This window comes from Peptoniphilus phoceensis (assembly GCF_001517665.2).
In the GTDB taxonomy this organism is placed as follows: domain Bacteria; phylum Bacillota; class Clostridia; order Tissierellales; family Peptoniphilaceae; genus Peptoniphilus_A; species Peptoniphilus_A timonensis.
Genome location: NZ_LN999809.1, coordinates 329,782 through 351,370, shown reverse-complemented (window position 1 = coordinate 351,370; position 21,589 = coordinate 329,782). Strand labels below are relative to the sequence as shown.

Annotated in this window: 24 protein-coding genes; all 24 read right to left on the bottom strand. The window is 30.4% G+C overall.

From position 1 onward, the window contains the following. Window position 1 precedes the first annotated feature (1 nt). The 24 genes from dtd to ftsY all read right to left on the bottom strand — a co-directional run bounded on the left by dtd (window position 2) and on the right by ftsY (window position 21,579). Window positions 2–451: a D-aminoacyl-tRNA deacylase gene (gene dtd / locus BN3657_RS05885; RefSeq protein ID WP_062552154.1), complete on the bottom strand. Its 450-nt coding sequence runs from the start codon at window positions 449–451 to the stop codon at window positions 2–4. A 4-nt stretch (window positions 452–455) separates the two neighbouring features. After that, on the bottom strand, window positions 456–2,603 hold the full coding sequence (locus tag BN3657_RS05880; protein ID WP_062552153.1) for a RelA/SpoT family protein: 2,148 nt from the start codon (window positions 2,601–2,603) through the stop codon (window positions 456–458). Continuing rightward, a complete protein-coding gene (recJ, locus tag BN3657_RS05875) occupies window positions 2,587–4,377 on the bottom strand; it encodes a single-stranded-DNA-specific exonuclease RecJ (RefSeq protein ID WP_062552152.1) in 1,791 nt (596 codons plus the stop codon). The genes BN3657_RS05880 and recJ overlap by 17 nt, the downstream gene beginning before the upstream one ends. A gap of 117 nt (window positions 4,378–4,494) precedes the next feature. Continuing rightward, on the bottom strand, window positions 4,495–5,847 hold the full coding sequence (gene scfB / locus BN3657_RS05870) for a thioether cross-link-forming SCIFF peptide maturase (RefSeq protein WP_062552151.1): 1,353 nt from the start codon (window positions 5,845–5,847) through the stop codon (window positions 4,495–4,497). Window positions 5,848–5,899: 52 nt separating this feature from the next. After that, the gene (gene scfA, locus BN3657_RS05865; protein ID WP_005956826.1) at window positions 5,900–6,046 is read right to left on the bottom strand and encodes a six-cysteine ranthipeptide SCIFF; all 147 of its coding nucleotides are present in this window, start codon (window positions 6,044–6,046) and stop codon (window positions 5,900–5,902) included. 8 nt (window positions 6,047–6,054) lie between these two features. Next, window positions 6,055–6,354, bottom strand: coding sequence for a preprotein translocase subunit YajC (gene yajC / locus BN3657_RS05860; protein WP_019138159.1), 300 nt, complete (start codon window positions 6,352–6,354; stop codon window positions 6,055–6,057). An 81-nt stretch (window positions 6,355–6,435) separates the two neighbouring features. Beyond that, window positions 6,436–7,548 carry a tRNA guanosine(34) transglycosylase Tgt gene (tgt, locus tag BN3657_RS05855; protein WP_062552150.1) on the bottom strand — a complete coding sequence of 371 codons (1,113 nt, stop codon included), beginning with the start codon at window positions 7,546–7,548 and terminating at the stop codon, window positions 6,436–6,438. A gap of 5 nt (window positions 7,549–7,553) precedes the next feature. Continuing rightward, on the bottom strand, window positions 7,554–8,573 hold the full coding sequence (queA, locus tag BN3657_RS05850; protein WP_062552149.1) for a tRNA preQ1(34) S-adenosylmethionine ribosyltransferase-isomerase QueA: 1,020 nt from the start codon (window positions 8,571–8,573) through the stop codon (window positions 7,554–7,556). Between the two features lie 13 nt (window positions 8,574–8,586). After that, complete coding sequence (locus BN3657_RS05845; protein WP_062552148.1) at window positions 8,587–9,705, bottom strand: SpoIID/LytB domain-containing protein; 1,119 nt, start codon at window positions 9,703–9,705, stop codon at window positions 8,587–8,589. Window position 9,706: 1 nt separating this feature from the next. After that, window positions 9,707–10,708 carry a Holliday junction branch migration DNA helicase RuvB gene (gene ruvB, locus BN3657_RS05840; protein ID WP_062552147.1) on the bottom strand — a complete coding sequence of 334 codons (1,002 nt, stop codon included), beginning with the start codon at window positions 10,706–10,708 and terminating at the stop codon, window positions 9,707–9,709. Between the two features lie 4 nt (window positions 10,709–10,712). Continuing rightward, on the bottom strand, window positions 10,713–11,297 hold the full coding sequence (gene ruvA / locus BN3657_RS05835; protein WP_062552146.1) for a Holliday junction branch migration protein RuvA: 585 nt from the start codon (window positions 11,295–11,297) through the stop codon (window positions 10,713–10,715). After that, window positions 11,294–11,791, bottom strand: coding sequence for a crossover junction endodeoxyribonuclease RuvC (gene ruvC / locus BN3657_RS05830; protein WP_062552145.1), 498 nt, complete (start codon window positions 11,789–11,791; stop codon window positions 11,294–11,296). Before ruvC ends, ruvA begins: the two co-directional genes overlap by 4 nt. 39 nt (window positions 11,792–11,830) lie before the next feature. Then, the gene (locus BN3657_RS05825) at window positions 11,831–12,592 is read right to left on the bottom strand and encodes a hypothetical protein (RefSeq protein ID WP_062552144.1); all 762 of its coding nucleotides are present in this window, start codon (window positions 12,590–12,592) and stop codon (window positions 11,831–11,833) included. A gap of 102 nt (window positions 12,593–12,694) precedes the next feature. Then, the gene (asnA, locus tag BN3657_RS05820; protein ID WP_062552143.1) at window positions 12,695–13,690 is read right to left on the bottom strand and encodes an aspartate--ammonia ligase; all 996 of its coding nucleotides are present in this window, start codon (window positions 13,688–13,690) and stop codon (window positions 12,695–12,697) included. A gap of 55 nt (window positions 13,691–13,745) precedes the next feature. Then, entirely contained in the window at window positions 13,746–14,363 is a 618-nt protein-coding gene (locus BN3657_RS05815) for a zinc dependent phospholipase C family protein (RefSeq protein ID WP_187363630.1), read from the bottom strand. A gap of 96 nt (window positions 14,364–14,459) precedes the next feature. Then, a complete protein-coding gene (locus BN3657_RS05810) occupies window positions 14,460–16,094 on the bottom strand; it encodes a glycosyl hydrolase family 18 protein (RefSeq protein ID WP_062552141.1) in 1,635 nt (544 codons plus the stop codon). 72 nt (window positions 16,095–16,166) lie between these two features. Next, window positions 16,167–16,514, bottom strand: coding sequence for a 50S ribosomal protein L19 (gene rplS, locus BN3657_RS05805; RefSeq protein ID WP_062552140.1), 348 nt, complete (start codon window positions 16,512–16,514; stop codon window positions 16,167–16,169). Then, a complete protein-coding gene (trmD, locus tag BN3657_RS05800) occupies window positions 16,501–17,244 on the bottom strand; it encodes a tRNA (guanosine(37)-N1)-methyltransferase TrmD (RefSeq protein ID WP_019138148.1) in 744 nt (247 codons plus the stop codon). Before trmD ends, rplS begins: the two co-directional genes overlap by 14 nt. After that, a complete protein-coding gene (gene rimM / locus BN3657_RS05795; RefSeq protein WP_062552139.1) occupies window positions 17,241–17,744 on the bottom strand; it encodes a ribosome maturation factor RimM in 504 nt (167 codons plus the stop codon). Before rimM ends, trmD begins: the two co-directional genes overlap by 4 nt. Beyond that, window positions 17,731–17,964: a KH domain-containing protein gene (locus BN3657_RS05790; protein WP_005956767.1), complete on the bottom strand. Its 234-nt coding sequence runs from the start codon at window positions 17,962–17,964 to the stop codon at window positions 17,731–17,733. The genes rimM and BN3657_RS05790 overlap by 14 nt, the downstream gene beginning before the upstream one ends. 21 nt (window positions 17,965–17,985) lie before the next feature. Then, complete coding sequence (rpsP, locus tag BN3657_RS05785) at window positions 17,986–18,285, bottom strand: 30S ribosomal protein S16 (protein ID WP_019138146.1); 300 nt, start codon at window positions 18,283–18,285, stop codon at window positions 17,986–17,988. A 51-nt stretch (window positions 18,286–18,336) separates the two neighbouring features. Further along, window positions 18,337–19,674 carry a signal recognition particle protein gene (ffh, locus tag BN3657_RS05780; protein ID WP_062552138.1) on the bottom strand — a complete coding sequence of 446 codons (1,338 nt, stop codon included), beginning with the start codon at window positions 19,672–19,674 and terminating at the stop codon, window positions 18,337–18,339. 11 nt (window positions 19,675–19,685) lie between these two features. Continuing rightward, complete coding sequence (gene ylxM / locus BN3657_RS05775) at window positions 19,686–20,042, bottom strand: YlxM family DNA-binding protein (protein WP_019138145.1); 357 nt, start codon at window positions 20,040–20,042, stop codon at window positions 19,686–19,688. A 160-nt stretch (window positions 20,043–20,202) separates the two neighbouring features. After that, a complete protein-coding gene (ftsY, locus tag BN3657_RS05770) occupies window positions 20,203–21,579 on the bottom strand; it encodes a signal recognition particle-docking protein FtsY (protein ID WP_062552137.1) in 1,377 nt (458 codons plus the stop codon). Between the last annotated feature and the right edge of the window lie 10 nt (window positions 21,580–21,589).

Sequence of the window (21,589 nt, the reverse complement as noted above, 5' to 3'; positions counted from 1 at the left end):
CCTAAAATTCCTTGCTTGAATCTAATAAAATAGTAACTGGTCCATCATTTATAAGTTCAACATCCATGTCAGCGCCATATTTTCCTTTTTCAACTTTTATACCTAAAGCTTCTAGTTCTTCAATAAATTTTTCATACAAAATAATTCCATCGTCAAACTTAGCTGATCTAACGTAAGATGGTCTGTTACCCTTTCTAGCATCTCCATAAAGAGTAAATTGACTGACAACTAAAATTTCTAGACCATAATCAAGAAGCGATTTATTCATAACTCCTTCATCATCATCAAAAATTCTCAGTTTAGTTACTTTTTTTAAAATGTATTCTAAATCTTTTTCTTCGTCATGTTCCTCTATCCCTAAAAGAAGCATAATTCCTTTATCGATTTTTGAAATTAATTCACCATCAACAGATACACTTGCCCTTTTAACTCTTTGCACTACCGCTCGCATTTAATCACGCCTTTATTCTATAAACTTCTAAAACATTATTTATTCTCTTGAGTTTTTCCATTAGTCTTTCAAGTTCTTCACTGTCAGTAATTTCAACTGTAATATCAATAACTGCATCGCCATTTTTTATAACCTTGGCATTTAGATAAGACATACTAAGTCTAGAATCGTTAACTCTACTAGCAATATCAGCAATTACATTAGGTTTGTCAAAGGCTCTAATTTCTATAGATGCACTGTAACTTGCTGCATTGGAATTTTCCCACCTAACTTCAACAAGTCTAGAAGGATCAACATTATTTTGCATATTTTTGCAATCTTTTCTGTGAACTGAAATTCCTCTACCTATAGTTATATATCCAACTATATCATCTCCAGGAACTGGCGTACAACATTTTGCTATCCTAACATTTACACCGTCTACACCCTTAACTTCAATACCTTGATTGTTGTATCTCTTTTTAGACTCTACAATTTCTTCAATATCTTTTTCATCTTTTTTATAAAATTTATTGTAAAGATCTGTGAGTTTCGCTGTTACCTGTGCAGTTGTAATTGTTCCAAATCCTACTGCCGCATACATTTCATCAAGACTAAGCATATTTAGCTTTTCTTTAACTTCTTCTAACCAATCATCACGCAAAATCTTGTGAGTTTCATAGCCAAGTTTTTTGACTTCTCTTTCAATAGCATCTTTTCCTCTTTCAATATTCTTTTCTTTGTCTTTTACCTTAAAATATTGAGAGATTTTTTTTCTCGCTTGAGGACTTTTTACAATTTTTAGCCAGTCAAGAGAAGGGCTTGTGTTTGGATTTGTAATTACATCAACTATATTTCCACTTTGCAAAGTGTAATTTAGAGGAACTATCCTTCCATTTACTTTAGCACCGACACAAGTATTTCCAACTTGTGAGTGTATTCTATAAGCAAAGTCAATTGGCGTTGATCCTTCTGGTAAATTTATTACATCACCTCTTGGAGTAAATACAAATACCTCGTCAGCAAAAAAGTCAATTTTAAGAGTATCCATAAAATCTTCAGGATCATTTAAATCTTTTTGCCATTCTAACAATTGTCTTAGCCAGGTCAAGTTTTCATCAAAAGCAGTTTCCTTTGATACGCCAGCCTTATACTTCCAATGGGCAGCAATACCATATTCTGCTGTTTGGTGCATTTCATAAGTCCTAATTTGAACTTCAAAAGTTTCTCCATTGTTATCAATTACTGTTGTGTGAAGTGATTGATATTTATTTGGTTTAGGCATAGCAATATAATCCTTAAACCTTCCTGGTATTGGTTTAAAAAGTGTGTGAACAACCCCTAAAGCACCATAACAGTCCTTTACAGAGTTAGTCAAAATTCTTACAGCAGAAAGGTCGTAAATTTCATCAAAAACCTTACCTTTTTTCTTCATTTTTTTATAAATTGAATAAAAGTTTTTAGGTCTTCCCTTAATTTCACATTTTATGCCAACATTTTTAAGATTATCCTCAAGAAGCTTTATTATATGATTTATTAAATCTTCTCTTTCGTTTCTCCTCTTGTTTACCATATCTACTAATTCATAGTAGCCTTCTTCATCAAGGTATCTTAGAGATAAATCTTCAAGTTCCCACTTAATCCTGCTCATACCAAGTCTATCTGCAATTGGTGCATAAATTTCAACGGTTTCAGTTGCTTTTTCAATTTTTTTTGCATCAGTCATATATTCAAGAGTCCTCATATTGTGAAGTCTATCGGCTAATTTCACAATAATAACTCTTATGTCTTTTGCCATGGCAAGAACCATTTTTCTAATATTTTCCGCTTGTTTTTCTTCTTTATTTTTATAATTTAATTTTTTTAATTTTGTAACACCATCTACTAATTCAGCAATTTCTTGACCAAATTCATTTTTTACATCTTCAAGGGTTACATCTGTATCTTCAACAACATCGTGAAGAAGACCTGCTACAATAGTTGCAGTATCCATATTCATATCTGCAAGAATCAAAGAAACATTTAGGGGATGGATTATATAATCTTCACCAGAATTTCTCTTTTGTCCCTTGTGGTGCTCCTCTGCCATTTTATAGCCACGATTTATTAAATCAAGGTCAGCATTTTCATTATATGATTTTACTTTTTCAATTAATTTATCTATTAATAACATTATTCTCACCTGTAACTCTATAATTTTTAATCTTTAACTGGATAGTTACATTTCCATTAAAATTATTTAAGTCTAGATTAAAAACTATATCTATAAAAATATTTGATGGTCTTCCATTTAGAAGAGCCATTACTTCTTCCCTACCATAGGAACTTGCAAGCCTATTTAAAAAAACTTGTGAATCTTCAAACAATATTCCCGTATAATTTATATCGTCTTGGGATAAAGTCATTTTCAAGAAGTTTTTATTTTTCCCCAAGATATTAAGTGACTTAACTTGTAAATTTTTAGCACCGAACTTTGGGGCAGAATTGCCATTGCCAAAAGGAGCAAGCGCCTCAAGATCCCTCACAAGATTCATACTTATATATTTAAGCTTTAAATTTCCATCTATATAAACTTTTCGAATTAAATCTTTATCAGTAAGACTTTCTTTTTCATCAACATCTTTTATAAAATCATCTAAATCGGAAAGATTTAAAGATAAACCACATGCCATCTTATGTCCACCAAAACTTTTAAGATATTCTTTGGACTTTGAAAATTCCTCAAACATATTATATTCTTCAATACTTCTGCCAGATCCCTTTATTAAATCCTTTGAATCACTCAAAACTACACTTGGTCTATAATATTTTTCTTTGATTTTTCCTGCCACTATTCCAAGAATGGACTCATTTAAACCTTCTTCATAAATAATTAAAATCTTGTGTTTATCCAAAAGATTTTCTCTATTAATCTTTTCATCTATAACTTCAAAGGCCTTATTAGTTAAAACTTGTCTTTCATAATTCAAATCCCTCAAAAGTTTTGCCTTTTCTAAAGCTTTAGAATAATCATTTTCTAAAAATAATGCTAAAGCTTCCTTTGCCGATTCAAGTCTGCCACTAGAATTTATAGTAGGTCCCAAAATAAAACCAAGATGGTATACGTCAATTTCATTTTTTCTTATATCTGCTGCTTCAATAAGGGCATTTAAACCTAAGTCCTTAGTTTCTCTTAGTTTTTTTAATCCCTCAGAAACTATTACCCTATTTTCATCTATTATGGGCATTACATCACATACAGTTGCTATTGCTGCATAGGGAAGAAAGCTATCATAAAATTCTTCCTTTTCAACACCCTTAATCAAAAATAAATACTCTATAAGTTTAAAAGCAACTACTGCACCACAAATTTCTTTGAAAGGATAGGAACAGGAATTCTGTTTTGGATCAATTACAGCACTTGCCTCGGGAATCATTTCAACTTCCTTTCCATTTTCCACAATTTTTGGAACTTCGTGATGGTCAGTTATTATGATATCCATTTCCTTAGATTTTGCATAAAGAACAGAATCTCTTGCAGCTATACCATTGTCGCAAGTTATTATACACTTGACTTTATCATCATAAGCTTTATCTATTAAATTGTTATTAATTCCATAGCCATCATGGACTCTATGAGGTATATCATAGGATACATTTGCTCCAATTCTTTTTAAACCAGTGTATAAAATATATGTTGAAGTAACCCCATCAACATCATAATCACCAATTATTCTAATTTCATTTTTTTTACTAACATGACTTAAAATTATATTTGAAGCTTTAACCATGTCTTTTAATAAAATAGGTGAATTTAAATTTGAAAGACTGGGATTTAAAAATTCTCTAATGTCGTCTTCTGTATTAATTTCCCTATTAAGTAAAATTTTATATATAACATTGTTTATTCCTAATTTTTTATAATCAATTCCAGGATCGCTTTTATTTTTTATAAACCATCTTTCCATTTAATCACCACTTTTGTATAAATTTAATTATATCAAAAATTGTCATTAAGGTAAAACTAATATAGACTCTATCAAATACAAAAAAAGAACCCCTAGGGGTCCTAAATTTTTAAAAAATTATTCTTCATTTGCAAGAACTGAAATAGCACATTCGATTCTCTTCTTTTCCATGGCACAACCAACTTTATAAGGTTTGCTCAAATCTTTGTTGCTATAATATGCGTTTGCGTGACATCCGCCTGAACAATAATATCTAGCCCAACAAGTTGGACAGTCCTCATTAGTGTATACGTTAGAATTTTTAAATGTATCTCTCAATTCAGTATTTAATATACCATCGTCGACATTTCCCAACAAAAATTCCTCTTCACCAACAAATTGATGGCAAGGATAAATTTCTCCTTGTGGAGTAATGGCAACATATTCAGAACCAGCACCACATCCAACAGTTCTTTTTACAATGCATGGTCCTTGAGATAAATCAATTATAAAGTGGAAGAAAGAAAAATCTTTATCTTTTTTTCTCATTTCAATGTAGTCCTTGGACATTTTTTCATATTCACTTAAAATTTTATCAAGATGTTCTTCTCTAATAGCATAAGGTTCACTTTCATCTGTAACAACTGGTTCTATAGAAGTCTTTTTAAAGCCGTGAGAATAAAAATCTTTTAAGTCTTCAGAAAAATCTAAATTTTCATTTGTAAAAGTTCCTCTGATAAAATAGTCTTTGTCCCCTCTTTTGTCAATAAGTTCTTTAAATTTTGGAACAATAATATCATAAGAACCCTTGCCATTTGTTGTTGGACGCATTTCATCATTAATTTCTTTTCTACCATCAATTGATAAAACGACATTGTCCATATTTTCATTTATAAAGTCTTGTATTTCATCATCAAGTAACACACCATTTGTTGTTATGGTAAATCTGAAATGTTTATCGTATTTTTTTTCTTCTTCTCTACCATATGCTACAAGTTTTTTCACAAGATCGAAGTTCATTAGAGGTTCGCCACCAAAAAAGTCAACCTCTAAATTTTTTCTATTTCCAGAATTTTTTAATAAAAAGTCTAGTGCTTTTTTACCAGTTTCAAAAGACATAAGACTTCTGTCGCCCTTAAAATCTCCTTGTGATGCAAAGCAATATTTACATCTCAAGTTACAGTCGTGGGCAACATGAAGGCAAAGAGCCTTTACTACATTTTGTGGATTGTATTTAGGAAGTTTAAAGTGTTCATCTTCAGAAAATAAAAGTCCTTCCTTTGTCAAATAATCTATTTCTTCATAAGCTTCTTTAGCATCTTCTTCATTATAAATTTTTGCAAATTTTTTTATTATTTCATCTTTAGATAAATCTTCATAGTCATCAATCATTTCATATACAATTTTTTCTACAACATGTACTGATCCACTTGCTATATCGAGGACAATGTATTTATCATTTAAATAAAATTTGTGAATTCTTTCTTCCATCTTTTCTCCTTTACTTAACCCCTAACAAAATAAAAGCAAGGTTTCCCTTGCCTTAGTTTTCAGAATTTTCACATTTTTGATTTCCAACAGTACAGCTAGTTTTGCAAGCTGATTGACAAGATGTTTGACATTCGCCACATCCGCCTTTTTCATAAGTTTTTTTAAGGTTTTTTTGTGTAAGTGTTTTAATGTGTTTCATAATATCTCCTATTCTTCTTCACTGTCTTTTAAATCAGCGTTCTTTTTATAAGTACCATTAACTCCCCACTTCATTACTTCCATTTTTGTATTGTCAGTTGAAGTTTCGATAACTAAGTAGTCTTCCTTAACAAGGACAATTTTACCAATAATACCGCCAATTGTTATTATTTTATCTCCCACTTTTAAGTTTTCACGCATTTCGTTTATTTCATTTGCTTTTTTCTTTTGTGGTCTTATTAGGAAAAAATAAAAAATAACAAACATCAATATCAAAGGTATAAAATTTAACATTGCGTTTTGATTCATTATTAACCCCTTTCTTCTTTATAATTCATAATTATATTATACATTTAATCTCATAACTTAACAAGAATATTATTTAATGCCTTATTTATAACCATATTTTTTATAAAAATCATTTTTATATTCTAGGAAATAGTCGCCCTTTATTGACTCTCTTATATTTTCCATCATATCAATTAAAAAATAAAGATTGTGAATAGTTGCAAGTCTCATTCCAAGAATTTCATCAACATTAAATAAATGTCTCAAGTAAGCTTTAGAAAAGTTTCTACAAGTGTAACAATCACATTCATCATCTAATCTAGAAAAATCTTCCTTATATACTGCATTTTTTATTGGAATCCTGCCCTTGTGAGTGAGGACTGTGCCATTTCTAGCAATTCTTGTGGGAAGAACGCAGTCTGCCATGTCCACTCCTCTTTCCACAGCTTCAAATAAATAATCTGGACTACCAACACCCATTAAATATCTTGGTTTGTTTTCAGGCATAAAATCTGTTGTAAAGTCTAAAATTTCTGTCATTAAATCAACTGGCTCGCCAACAGAAAGCCCGCCAATAGAATAGCCCTTAAAGTCCATATCCACCATTTCTTTTGCAGAAATTTCTCTTAAATCTTTATACATTCCACCTTGAATGATTCCAAAAAGAGTTTGATTATCTACATTTTTGTGATGATCTTTACACCTTTTAGCCCATCTAAGAGTTCTTTTCATAGAATTTTCAATGTATTCATGACTTGCAGGATATGGTGCACATTCATCAAAGGCCATAATTATATCTGAGCCTAAAATATTTTGTATATCAATAGATTTTTCTGGTGATATAAACATTTTACTGCCATCAATATGACTTCTAAAATGAACTCCTTCTTCAGTTATCTTTCTGTTATCTGATAATGAAAAAACTTGAAATCCACCTGAGTCTGTTAAAATTGGCTTGTCCCAATTCATAAATTTGTGGAGTCCTCCAGCTTTTTCTATAATTTCAGTACCTGGTCTTAAAAATAAATGATAGGTGTTTGATAAAATTATTTGAGCACCAATTTTTTTTAACTCGTCTGGAGTCATAGTCTTAACTGTGGCCCTTGTTCCAACTGGCATAAAAATTGGAGTTTCAATTTCTCCATGATTTGTTGTTATCTTTCCAAGTCTTGCTTTTGAATCTTTAGATGTCTTTAATAGTTCAAATTTAAACATAAAACCTACCTTATAAACATGGCATCACCAAAGCTAAAGAATCTGTATCTTTCTTTAACTGCTTCTTCGTATGCCTTTAAAATAATCTCTCTACTTGAAAGTGAAGAAACAAGCATTAAAAGTGTTGACTCTGGCAAATGGAAGTTAGTTATCAAAGCGTCTATACACTTGAATTTGTAAGGTGGATAAATAAAGATATTTGTAAATCCACTCTTTTCACAAACTCTTCCATTTTCATCTGCTATAGATTCCACAGTTCTAACACTTGTTGTTCCAACTGCAATAACTCTACTTCCTCTCTCCTTAGCTGCATTTATTTTATCTGCAACTTCCTTTGTCATAACATAGAATTCTGAGTGCATTTCATGTTCATCAACATTCTCAACCTTAACTGGTCTAAAAGTCCCTAATCCAACATGAAGAGTAATATAACAAATTTCTACTCCCATATCACTTAACTCTTGAAGCAATTCTTTTGTAAAATGAAGACCTGCTGTTGGAGCTGCGGCTGATCCTTCTTCTCTTGCATAAACTGTTTGATATCTATTTTTATCTTCAAGTTTTTCAGTAATATAAGGTGGGAGTGGCATTTCTCCAAGTTCATCTAAGATTTCTTCAAAAATGCCTTCGTATTCAAACTTCAAAAATCTTGATCCATCGTCAGATATGTCTACAACTACTGCTGAAAGTTTGTCACTAAAAATTATTTTTGTTCCAAGTTTTGCTTTTTTACCAGGTTTGGATAAACATTCCCAGATGTCACCCTTGTGATTTAAAAGAAGAAACTCAATTTTTTCTTCTTTTCCTTCCCTATGTCCATAAATTCTTGCAGGCATTACCTTGGTGTCATTTAATACTAGCAAATCACCCTTTTTAAGATAATCTTTTATGTCATAAAAATGTTTGTGTTCCATTTCACCAGTTTTTTTATCTAAAACTAAAAGCCTTGAATGGTCCCTTTTTTTTTCAGGATGTTGTGCTATTAATTCCTTTGGTAAGTCGTAATAAAAATCTTTTGTTTTCATTTTTGCCTTTCTATTATTTTATTTTTTCAATATTTGTTCCTGGAAAATAAAAATCAATAATGTCCTTGTAATTATTTCCCTTTTTAGCCATTTCAACTGCACCATATTGGCTCATGCCAACACCATGTCCATATCCCTTTCCATTTACAGTAACTTTATTAGCTGCCACATTTACATCAAACAAAGTTGACTTTACAATAGTATTTCCTATTTTTTTTCTAAAATCATTGGCATTAACTTTTACATCGCCCTTTGATGTTGAAAAAATCAAGTTATTTACTCTCTTTGAATCTTTTAAATCAAGTTTAACATCTTTTATATCTGTTAAATTTAATTTCTTTAAATCACTAGCTTTTAATTCATATTTCCAAGGATGAGTTGAATATGGATCTTCTTTAGAGATAAGATAAGGAACACTGTTTCCACCCCAAGCTTCACTGGATGCTACAGTATAACCACCTGAAGATGCACAGAAAATAGTTTCTGCTACTTTTCCTTTGTACTTTATAACTTGACCTAAAGTAGATTCTACAGCTTCATTTGTGGATTTCTCCTCAACATCTTTTCCGTAATAAACTTGAGATCTAGTTGTGTCGTCTAAATTGTAGCCATTTTTTATAAATTTATTATAATTATTTATTGCAAATGATCTAGAACAAAGAGCTTGTGCCTTTAATGATTCCATTGGAAATTCTGGACTCATTTCTTTAGGTAGAACACCTTTTAAGTATTCGTCAATATTAATTCTATTTACAATATCTAATTTTTTGTTGTTAACTCTAAAAGATATAGATCCTCCATAAGATCTTTTAATTTTATCAACATATATTGGAGAATCAGAGGTAATTAAAAATGCTCCATCTTGTGGAAAATTTTGTAACTTAAAATTATTTCCTAATATATTAATTTTATTTTCATCAAAATTAATATTTATTTCTTTATTATTAGTATTGTTTATTATTTGATCATCTGAACTTATAATTCTAAAATTACTTTTTGATTTTAATTTTAGACTTTCTTTCGCAGATATAGATTTGCCGATTTTAATATCAATCATGTCATAATCTTCTTTTGCAAAGATATTAAGTGGTAGTAGTATCAAAAAAACAGCTAACAATATAATCTTTTTCATTTTAATCACCCTTATATTCTATACCAAAATGGTCATAAGCTCTCTTAGTGGCCATTCTTCCTCTAGGCGTCCTAATTATAAAGCCTATTTGCATTAAATATGGCTCGTAAACATCTTCTACTGTTCCCTTATCTTCCCCAATGGCTGCAGAAATTGCATCAATACCCACTGGTCTCCCCTCAAATTTTTCTATCATTGTGAGAATTATTCTTCTGTCTATATTATCAAGTCCATACTTATCTATTTCAAGAAGATTAAGTCCTTTTATGGCAACCTTAGTTGTAATTACTCCAGCTTCTTTTACCTCTGCATAGTCCCTAACTCTTTTTAAGAGCCTATTTGCAATTCTTGGAGTTCCTCTAGATCTTTTCGCTATCTCAAGTGCTCCTTCTTTTTCTATAGGCACATTTAAAATTTTCGCCGATCTCATAATAATTTCAACTAAAGACTCAGTATCATAAAGATCAAGCTTTAACATTACGCCAAATCTATCTCTTAATGGAGATGTTAACATTCCTGCTCTAGTGGTAGCTCCTATTAGTGTAAAAGGAGCGAGATCAAGTCTAATTGATCTAGCAGAAGGTCCCTTTCCTATTATTATATCCAGTGCATGGTCTTCCATAGCAGGATATAAAATTTCTTCAACTGATTTATTTAATCTGTGAATTTCATCAATGAAAAGAACATCGTCATTATTTAAATTTGTAAGAATACTAGCAAGGTCACCTTGTTTTTCAATTGCAGGCCCAGAAGTTACTTTTAAACTAACGCCCATTTCATTAGCTATTATTCCCGCAAGTGTCGTCTTCCCAAGTCCTGGTGGACCACTAAGCAAAGTATGATCAAGAGGCTCCGACCTATTTTTGGCAGCTTCAATAAATATTTTTAAATTTTCAACTACCTTATCTTGACCAATATATTCGTCTAACCACTTAGGTCTCAGGCTTATTTCCTTTGTATCACCATCGATAAGTTCTGGCTCTACTAATCTGTTTTTATCCATTTTATCAACCCATCAACTTCAAAGCTTCTCTTATTCTTTCAGATATATCTAGAGAAGGATCAATCTTTTCCAACGATTTTTTTGCATCATATACATTATAACCTAAGGAAATAAGAGCCTCAACTGCTGGATCATCCTTTTCTTCAAATACTGTTTCTTCTTTATTAACATGACTTAAATCAAGGTTTAATTTTTCAATTTTATCTTTCAGTTCAAGGATAATTCTTTGAGCTGTCTTTTTTCCTACTCCAGGCAATTTTGTAAGAGACTTCTCATCTTTTGAAACTATGTATTTAGCAATATTAGTTACATCATCACCATCCAATATTCCCATGGCAAGTTTTGGACCAATTCCAGATACTGTAGTCAAAAGATCAAAAGCATCTCTGGTTTCTGTATCTCTAAATCCATATAAAATTGTAGCATCTTCTCTAAGAACTAGCCTTATATTTATAAATACTTCTTCCTTTTCATAAAAAGTATGAAGCTCTCTCTCCACCATATTTACAATATATCCAATACCATTAGATTCTAGAACTAAATATCCCCTGTCAGTAGAATGTACTTTGCCTTTTAAAAATTCTATCATAATATCATCCTAAAACTTTCTTTAAATTTAATTGAACTTCCGTGAGTTATAGCAACTGCAAGTGCATCAGCCACATCGTCAGGTTTAGGTACTTTTTCTAAATTCAAAATAATTTTTACCATTTCTTGAATCTGACTTTTTGTTGCCCTTCCATAACCTACTATAGCTTGCTTAACTTGTAAAGGTGTATATTCATAAAGACCAGCGTGAGATTTTTTTGCAGCAAGAACTTCTACACCACGAGCCTGGGCAACAGTAATGGCAGTTTTAACATTTTTGTTAAAAAATAATTCTTCAAAAGCTATGTCATTGGGTTTATATTTTTCTATTAGTTCGTTCATTTCTGTGTATATGGAGTTTAACCTATCTGGAAGAGGAACTTTTGCCTCTGTGGTTATAGCTCCATAGTCTAAAACCTTATAAGAATTACCCTTAAGTTCTAAAAATCCATAACCAACTATTGCAATCCCTGGATCAATTCCCAATATTACCAATTTATCACCACTTTAAAAAGGATAGTGTAAAAACTATCCTTACTTGTATCTCTTTAAAACTCTATCATTAACTCCATCCCAAAAAGCATTCCTAAAAATTCTAAAACAATCTATGTAAAGAAATTTAGAAATTTTGTTGTCTAATGTTTCAATTTCAGAATCTGTTAAGTAGGAGTCTACTTCTTTAATTTGTACATCATCATCTTGACTTTTAAAAATAAGTTGAAGATCTAAGTGCTCATTTATGCTCTTAATCTTGTTGTTTAGAAGTTTTTTCCTAACATCAGTAAGAGTGTTTTTTATGAAAATTCTAATTTGCCTATCTTTTCTTATCTCTTTAAAAACTAACTTCTTGAAAGCTAAAACTTCTTCATTTTTAAATTCATATTGAAAAAGCTTTTTCCTATTATAAAGCTCATCAATAGTTAAGTATTTTAAGGTTATAATTTCAAGCATATTAATATGTTTTTTTGAATTAAAACCCAGTCTATATCCTTCTAAGTATAAGTAAAGCTCTAATCTATTTATATCATCATGAATAAGATTTGAAAGGTTCCTAGCTATAAGCTCAATACCCTCTTTTTGTTTATAAATTTTAACTATGTCTTTTCTAAGATTCTCAAGAGTTACATACCTTGGATATATATTTTCTATGGATTCATAAACATTGTAAAGATTAAGTAAAATATTTATACTATCCAAATCACCCTTGTATAAGAAGTTTGCTATTAAATATTTTTTTATATCTTTAAAGGAAAGGCTATTGTATGTTTTCTGATTTAATTTTTGTGCCAAGTCCATAAAAAAATCCTCCGTTAGTTCGTATAAAATAATTATACTACAAGTAACAGAGGATTGAAATCCAATTTGTAAATTTAATGTAATTATAATAATTTAATATTATTATAACAATCTTATTTTTTTGTCTTTACAGAAGCCTAAACTTTCTTCATCCCAAACACCAACTTGTACTTCTCCTATATGTTTTTTTTCTAAGAAGAACATACAAATTCTTGATTGACCAATTCCTCCACCAACTGTATATGGAAGTTCTGCATTTAATACATTTTTGTGGTAAGGAAGCTCAAGCCTATCAGTAGTATTTGCAAGTTCACATTGACTCTTTAAAGATTCTTCATCTACACGAATACCCATACTTGAAACTTCTAGAGAGTTCCCTAGGACTTCATCCCAGAATAAAATATCTCCATTTAAATTCCAATCATCATAGTCTGGACTTCTATGATCATGTGGTTCACCAGAATTTAAATTGTGTCCTATACCAATGATAAAGACAGCACCCTTTTCCTTACATATTAATTTTTCTCTTTCCTTAGAACTTTTACCTGGGTATTTATCTTCTAACTCTTGAGAAGTTATAAAAAAGATTTCTTCAGGAAGCTTATTTGATAGAATATAAGGATAAGTTTGATTAATGTATTCCTCAGTTCTTTTAAAAACTGAAAATATTTCTTTAACAATAAGTTTTAGATATTCAAGATTTCTATCTGATTTATTTATAATTTTTTCCCAGTCCCATTGGTCTACATAGGAAGAGTGAATTTCATCTAATTCTTCTTCAGCTCTTATTGCATTCATGTCTGCATAGATTCCTTCATACATATTAAAATTATATTCTTTAAGAGCATTTCTCTTCCATTTTGCAAGAGATTGAACAATTTCAACATTTATTCCATATTGTCTTAAATCGAAATCTACTGCTTTTTCCCCATTTAAGTTATCATTAAGTCCTGTTTCAGGTCTTACAAAAAGAGGAGCAGAAACCCTTTGTAAATTTAAAGTATTTGCCAAATCTCTTTGAAAGTAATCCTTAACTGACTTAATTGCAATTTGCGTTTCTCTAAGATCTAATTTAGTAGCATTAGAATTATTTCTCATTTTTCCTCCCTAACTATAAAAAACTTTCACCCATAGTGGGTGAAAGAATTTTTCTTTAAATAAATTGTAAATCAAATTCTCCATTGTATTGAAGACTTGATTCAATAACCAACATAGAAATATTTGTAGATAAGTTTAAAGCAAAGTTTAAATCATTATCAAAAGAGTGGTTTGACTTTTTATATTCATCAATAACATCAACTAAATAATTTTTTATTCTAGCTTCTAGCTTAGTATCAGAATCTTCTAAAAAGTTTATATCACCTGTATTAATTACACTTAAAAAATCACTTTCTAGATATTTATTTTCTCTAGCATATACTGCTAGGTCTTGTTCATATCTTACGTGTTTTCTCAAATTTTCTACAAAGGTCATTCTGTAAGCATGAGGATAGCAAACAAAATCACAAAGATAGTGCATTATTATGCCAAGCCTCTTACTCATATAGTTAATTAATAACTTGCTTTCATTTCCTTCAGAAAAAGAAAACCTTGAGAAGAAAATTAATTTTGTAATTTCCTTTGCAATGAAGTCTCCTGATTCGTCGAAATAATGTCTCTTCGTTTTGTAATAAGGAAGAACATCAGGAGCAACTGAGCCCCAAAGCATTTTTTCCGAATTTAGATTAACATTATATTTATCTTTTATTCTGTCGTGAACAATTTTTGCCACGATTTTGTGTGTATCTGGTAAAATTTTTAAACACATCCTATTAAATTAAAATTTTATATAATTAATTTTATACTTTAAAGTCAGAATTGTCAATTTTTAGTTAGTTTTATCCAATTCTTGAGATATTACATCCCAAATATTTGATGTTTCAAATCCTAATCTCCAGCTTCCAACTCCAGCTAAATTATATTTATTTACAAGAGAAACCTTTTTCTCAATAGAATTTGCATCTTCAATCCAGATTTTATATTGAGCTCCATTTTCTTCATATTCCACATAATTTTGTTGAGATTCTTTATCCCATATTGGCTTTAAGCTCTTAGCTGCAATTATCCTTGCAACTTCATCCATGGAAATTGTCTTTGAAGTTACTTTTCCACCAGCTTCTTTCCATAATCTTGTGTATAATGGAACTCCCAAAATCATTTTTCTATTTGGAATATTTCTAAATAAAACATTAACGCTTCCTTCTACCCATTTATATTGGGCCACTGAGCCTGCTTTATCAGATGAGCCCCAGTGTTGATCATATGCCATTACAACCATATAATCTGCTAATTCAGAAAGTGCCTTCCTATCATAAGGTTCTTTTGTAACATCTGATGAAATTTGTGGAGTAACATCAACTGTTAATATGAAATCTTCTCCTGCAGCTTCTCTAAATTCTCTTACAAAATCTGTTATATAATCTCTATCTTCAATTTTAGTATGTTCAAAGTCAATATTTATACCCTTCATTCCATACTTTCTACAAAGTTCAAGAGTTTTTTCAATTATTTTTTTACGACTTGCTTCATTTGACAGAGCTTTATGTGTAATATCAGGATCAAAGGAGTTGTCAAGATAAGCCCAAACTTCTATTCCAAAATCATTATATCTTTTAATATAATTTTGATTTCCTCTGTCAATCATATCTCCATTGCCATTTTTAATTGAAAACCAAGTTGGAATTATTACATCAAGTCCATAAATATCTTTTATTTGGTTTACCTTGTCATCAGAATGTTCTGCATAAGTGTAGTCCCAAGTTAAATTTATTGGACTATCCGAAATGTTTTTTGAAGATGATTTAAGACTTACTTTTTGGAAATTTTCATCTAAGTCATTCTTTAAAACATAACCTGCATAACCTTCAGGCATTCTTACTTTACAATATTTACCCTTTTCTTCGTAAACATAAAGTTCTTCACCAGCTGGAAGTTTTTTAATTATTGGACTTCTCTTAGATCCAGACTCTCTTAAAAGAGTTTCTGAATTTGTTTTAGTTAAATCATATTCTTTATTTCTATAATCTAATAAAAGGAGTCTAATGTCTTTGTTATATCTAAGACTAACATCATAATCATAGATAAAAGCTTCAATTGGCAACATAATTTTACTATTTTTTTCAATTACTGGAGCTCTTAAATCTATAGTTCCACTATTAAATTTAGCTTCATATTCATTTAACTTTAAAATCTTATCTGCATGATCATTATGAATTTCTACTTCTTCTGTTGACTTGTCATAGGAAATATCATCGTCAAGATATTTTTTTATGTAGTCAAGAGAAAGATAAATCATACCATCTTCTATGCAAAAATCTTCTTTGTCTATATCCTTATCTTCTGTCAAAAAATTAAATTCATCGTACTTAGTTGAAATTTTACTAGTTCCTCTATTTTCAACAAATAAAAAAGCACCTGCGGCTAGGACAACTAATAAAAATAAGCTCATAAAAAGTTTTTTCATTCTACATCACACCTTTATCAATTTATTTGCTCAAAATAAAAGATACTAAAAATAGGACATAAAGTCCCACTCTTAGTAATTAGTCTTTTCTTTAACTTTTGCAGCCTTACCTTGTCTATCTCTAAGATAGTTAAGTTTAGCACGTCTAACTCTACCTTTTCTTGTAACTACTAGTTCAGCAATTCTTGGAGAGTTAAGTAGGAAAGTTCTTTCTACTCCAATACCATAAGAAATTCTTCTTACTGTGAAAGTTTTTCTTGAACTTTTACCTTGAATTTTTATAACAGTTCCATCAAAAACTTGGATTCTTTGTCTTTCGCCTTCGATTATTCTGTAGTGAACACTAACATTATCCCCAACATTAATTTCAGGTAAATCATTTTTTAATTGTTCATCTTCAATAGCTTTAATATAATCCATTGTCTTTACCTCCTTCCAGTAAATCATTTAATATATCTTTTTCTTCATCATTTAAAATTTTATCTTTTAATAGATCTGGCCTTTTCTGTAAAGTGTTCTTTATAGATTCTCTTAGTCTATATTTTCTAATTTTTTCATGATCACCACTTAAAAGAATATCTGGAACTTCAAGTCCTCTAAACTCTCTTGGCCTAGTGTATTGTGGATGTTCCAAAAGCCCATTATAATGTGATTCATCTTCAAAAGACTCTTCACTAGCAAGTACACCATCAAGTAATCTTGATACTCCATCTATTATAACCATAGATGCCAATTCTCCACCAGTCAAAACATAATCTCCAATAGAAATTTCTTCATCTACATAATTTTCAATGACCCTATTGTCAATTCCTTCATAATGCCCGTTTAGAAGAATTAAGTGTTTTTCATCTTTAAGCTCTTTTAACTTCTCTTGTGTAAGCACCTTGCCTTGTGGAGACATATAGTAAACCTTAGAATTTTCTGTCTTTACAGATTCTATTGCCTCTACTATTGGTTTAATTTGCATTAGCATTCCAGGTCCGCCGCCATAAGGATAATCATCAACTTGTAGATATTTATTAATTGCAAAATCTCTTATATCTACAGTCTCAAGATCTAATTTTCCTTCACCGATTGCCCTTCCAACAATAGAAAAATCTCTAATATTATTTATGAATTCGGGAAATAATGTTAAAACACTTATTTTCACAAAATCATTCCTTCAATTAATTTTATAGTTATTGTTGAATCTATTTTTTTGATAAATTCTTTTACTCCAGGTATTTGATAAATCTCTTTATCTTTACTTTCAACTATAAAGATATCATTAGCAGGATATTCCAATATATCTTTTACAAGGCCAATAAAAACTCCATCAGTGTCGTAAACCTCTTTTCCAATTAAATCGGAAATATAGTATTGATCTTCTTTTAGTTCTAATCTGTCTTCATCTCTTATATAGATTTCACTGCCCTTTAAATAAAGGACATCATTAATATTTTCATAACCAGTAAAAGTCAAAAATACGAAATCATTAACTCTAACTTTTTTTATAAAAAATTCTTCTAAGTCATCACCGACGAAGACACTCTTTAGTTTAGAAAATCTATTTTTGTCGAAAGTATAGGGCTCAACTTTAACTTCACCCTTAATACCATGAGTATTTATAATTTTACCAATGCAAGTAATTGAATCTTTAATATTCTTCAATTTCCAAATTAACCTTTACATCTTCTTTTAGTGAAACAGCTTTTAAAATTGCCCTTATTGCTTTAGCAATTCTGCCTTGTTTGCCAATAACTTTTCCCATATCATTTGATGCAACTTTAAGAGTAATATCAATTGAATTATCATTCTTAGTCATTGCCACATCAACTGAAGAAGGATCGTCAACTAAAGATTTAGCAATATATTCAATTAATTCAACCATTTTGGTCCTCCAAACATACTGTTATTCAGTAGCTTCTGATTCACTTGCTTCTGCTGTATTATTAGAGTTTCTTTCAGCGCCATACACTGAGTTTTCTCTGAAAAGTCTGTCAACTGTATCAGTAGGTTTTGCACCATTTTTAATCCAATTGTTAGCTTTTTCTGCATCTACAACAACTTTCTTAGGAGTTGTAAGTGGGTTATAATAACCAATCTCCTCGATGAATTTTCCATCTCTAGGACTTCTAGAGTCTGCTACAACTATTCTATAAAAGGGTTTTTTCTTTGCACCCATTCTTCTAAGTCTAATTTTAACTGCCAAATTATTCACCTCCACAATAAAAATCATATATATTAAAATATATAAGCTAGTTTAAAAGGAAAAAGGTAATTTAAATTTTCTTTTTCCCATAGTCTTGGACATGTTTCCAAATTGCTTCATCATTTTTCTCATGTCCTTAAACTGTTTAATGAGTTTATTTACATCTGCTGGACTAGTTCCAGAACCTTTTGCAATTCTCTTCCTTCTGGAAGAATCTATAATCTCTGGCTTTTGTCTTTCTTTTTTTGTCATAGAAAGAATCATTGCCTCAACTTTAGCAAATTCATTTTCTGGTAAATTAATACCTTTTAGAGCTTTGTTGTCTATTCCAGGAATCATTCCTATAATATCTTCAAGTGGCCCCATGTTTTTCATTTGTTGCATTTGATCTAAGAAATCTTCAAATGTAAAAGTTGACTTTCTCAACTTTTCTTCAAGTTCCTTTGCCTTTTTATCATCAACTGCAGACTGTGCTTTTTCAATTAAGGAGAGCACATCCCCCATTCCAAGTATTCTTGAAGCCATTCTGTCTGGGTGAAAAACTTCTATGTTGTCCATTTTTTCGCCACTGGCAATAAATTTAATAGGAACATCAGTAACTGATCTAATTGAAAGGGCAGCACCACCTCTTGCATCACCATCAAGTTTTGTTAAAATTACACCAGTTAGCTTTAACATATCATCAAATGTATCAGCAACATTTACTGCATCTTGTCCTGTCATTGCATCAAGAACAAGAAGTACTTCTGATGGTTCTAAAGCTTCATGTATATCTTGAAGCTCTTTCATAAGTTTTTCATCTATGTGAAGTCTACCTGCAGTATCTATTATTACTACATCATTTCCATTTTTCTTGGCGTGTTCAAGAGCTGCCTTAGAAATATCTACTGGAGAAATTTTATCTCCCATAGTAAATACTGGCGTGTCAACTTGTTCTCCAACAACTTGAAGTTGTTTTATGGCTGCTGGTCTGTAAACGTCACATGCGACTAAAAGAGGTCTCTTCCCATCTTTTTTTAATTTATTGGCAAGTTTACCACTAGTAGTAGTTTTACCTGCACCTTGAAGACCACACATCATTATAACAGTTGGTTTCTTAGAAAAGTCAATTTTAACTTCACTTGTTCCCATTAAATTTGTGAGTTCTTCATTAACAATTTTAATAACTTGCTGGCCGGGAGTTAGAGATTCTAAAACTTCTTTTCCCAAAGCCCTTTCTTTTACTGTCTTAACAAAAGTCTTAACAACTTTAAAATTTACATCAGCTTCAAGAAGTGCAAGTTTTACTTCACGCATTGCTGCATCTATATCTTTTTCAGATAATTTACCTTTGCCTCTTAGGTTTTTCAAAGTATTTTGCAATTTATCGGATAAACTTTCGAATACCAAAAATCCACCTCCTAGTCAAAAAGTATTTCTCTAAGTTCTTTAAACTTCAAATTATTATTTTGATTTAAAGTCTCTTCTTCTATACTTTCTAAAATAGTTTCAATTTTTTCTCTTTTTATTTCTTTATTAGCTTCTTCTTTTTTTGAATTTTTTATTAGCTCAAGTTTTTCCTCAAACTCTTCCAAATTATTTTCTGCTCTTTTTAAATTATCAAATACTGCTTGCTTTGAAATATTAAGTTCAGATGATATCTCGTTTATAGTACAATCATAAACATAATACATATAAGCTGCCTTATTTTGCTTTTCAGTAAGAAGCTTTCCATAAAAATCAAGTAAGCTGTTCATCCTAAAAAATTTTTCATTCATTTTACCACCATTTTTCTAGAGAGGTCAACCTTTTTACTTGACCTATATAATTCTAACTAATAGTCCTTAGAATGTCAACATTTTTCTTTGATTTTTTTATATTTTTATGAATTTTTAATTTAAAAAAAGATAGACAGCAAGGTCTACCTTTATTTAAAGCTTATCCAAAAATTGTTTCTAGGAAACTATCTATATTAAAGTTTTGAAGATCATCAATTCCTTCTCCAACCCCAATAAGTTTAATAGGAATTCCAAGCTCTGATTGAAGTGCTATTACAACTCCACCCTTAGCAGTTCCATCAAGTTTTGTAAGAGCAATTCCTGTTATATCAGTTGCTTCTTTAAAAGTTTTTGCTTGACTTATTGCATTTTGTCCTGTTGTGGAATCTAAAACTAAGAGATTTTCTCTGTTCGCTTCTGGATATTTATTTGAAATAATTCTATTAATTTTTTCAAGTTCCTTCATTAAATTAGACTTATTGTGAAGTCTTCCTGCTGTATCAACTATTAATACATCAGTTTTTCTAGCCTTGGCAGCTTCTATAGCATCAAATACAACAGATGCTGGATCAGATCCTTCTGCGTGGCTAATTATATCTACATTAGCCCTATTTCCCCATTCTTTTAATTGATCAATTGCAGCAGCCCTAAAAGTATCTGCAGCACAAACTAATACAGACTTGCCTTCTCTTTTAAAACGAGAAGAAAGCTTTCCAATTGTGGTTGTCTTTCCAACTCCATTTACTCCAACTACAAGAACAATCGCTGGTGCTTCTGTATTAATTGGAGTATTTAATTCTGGATTCATTAATTTTTTTGCTTCTTCCATTAATATTGGCTTAACTTTTTGAGGATCATTTATTTTTTCTCTGATAATTGTTTCACGCAAATTATCAATTAATTTCATTGTTGTTTCCATACCAACATCTGCTGAAATTAAAATATCCTCCAAATCTTCTAGCATCTCGTCATCAATTTTGACGTAAGCTCCAAGGACAGTATTGATCTTTATGCCAACTTCTTTTCTTGTTTTGTCTAAACCATCTTTTAATCTTTGGAATAAAGAAGCCTTTTTTGGTTCTTCGGAAACTTTTTCTTCTTTCTTTTCTTCTTTATCTTCTAAAGCATCTTTTATGACTTCTTGGTCTTGAAATACTTCATTTGTATCTTCTTTTTCTTCAGAACTTTCAATTTCATCCTTTGAAAGATTTTCTTCTTTTGAAATTTCTTCTAGTTTTTCATGGATTTCTTCCTTGTCACTTTTTTCTTCCGAAGGAATTTCTTCTTTTATTTCTTCCTTATTTTCCATGGCGTCTTTTATGACTTCTTGGTCTTGAAATACTTCATTTGTATTTTCTTTTTCTTCAGAACTTTCAATTTCATCCTTTGAAAGATTTTCTTCTTTTGAAATTTCCTCTAGTTTTTCATGGATTTCTTCCTTGTCGCTAACTTCTTCTGAAGGAATTTCTTCTTTTAATTCCTCTTTATCAACTTCTTCATCTTTTTTCTTAAATTTATCTTTTAACCATTCAAACATTTTCTATCTC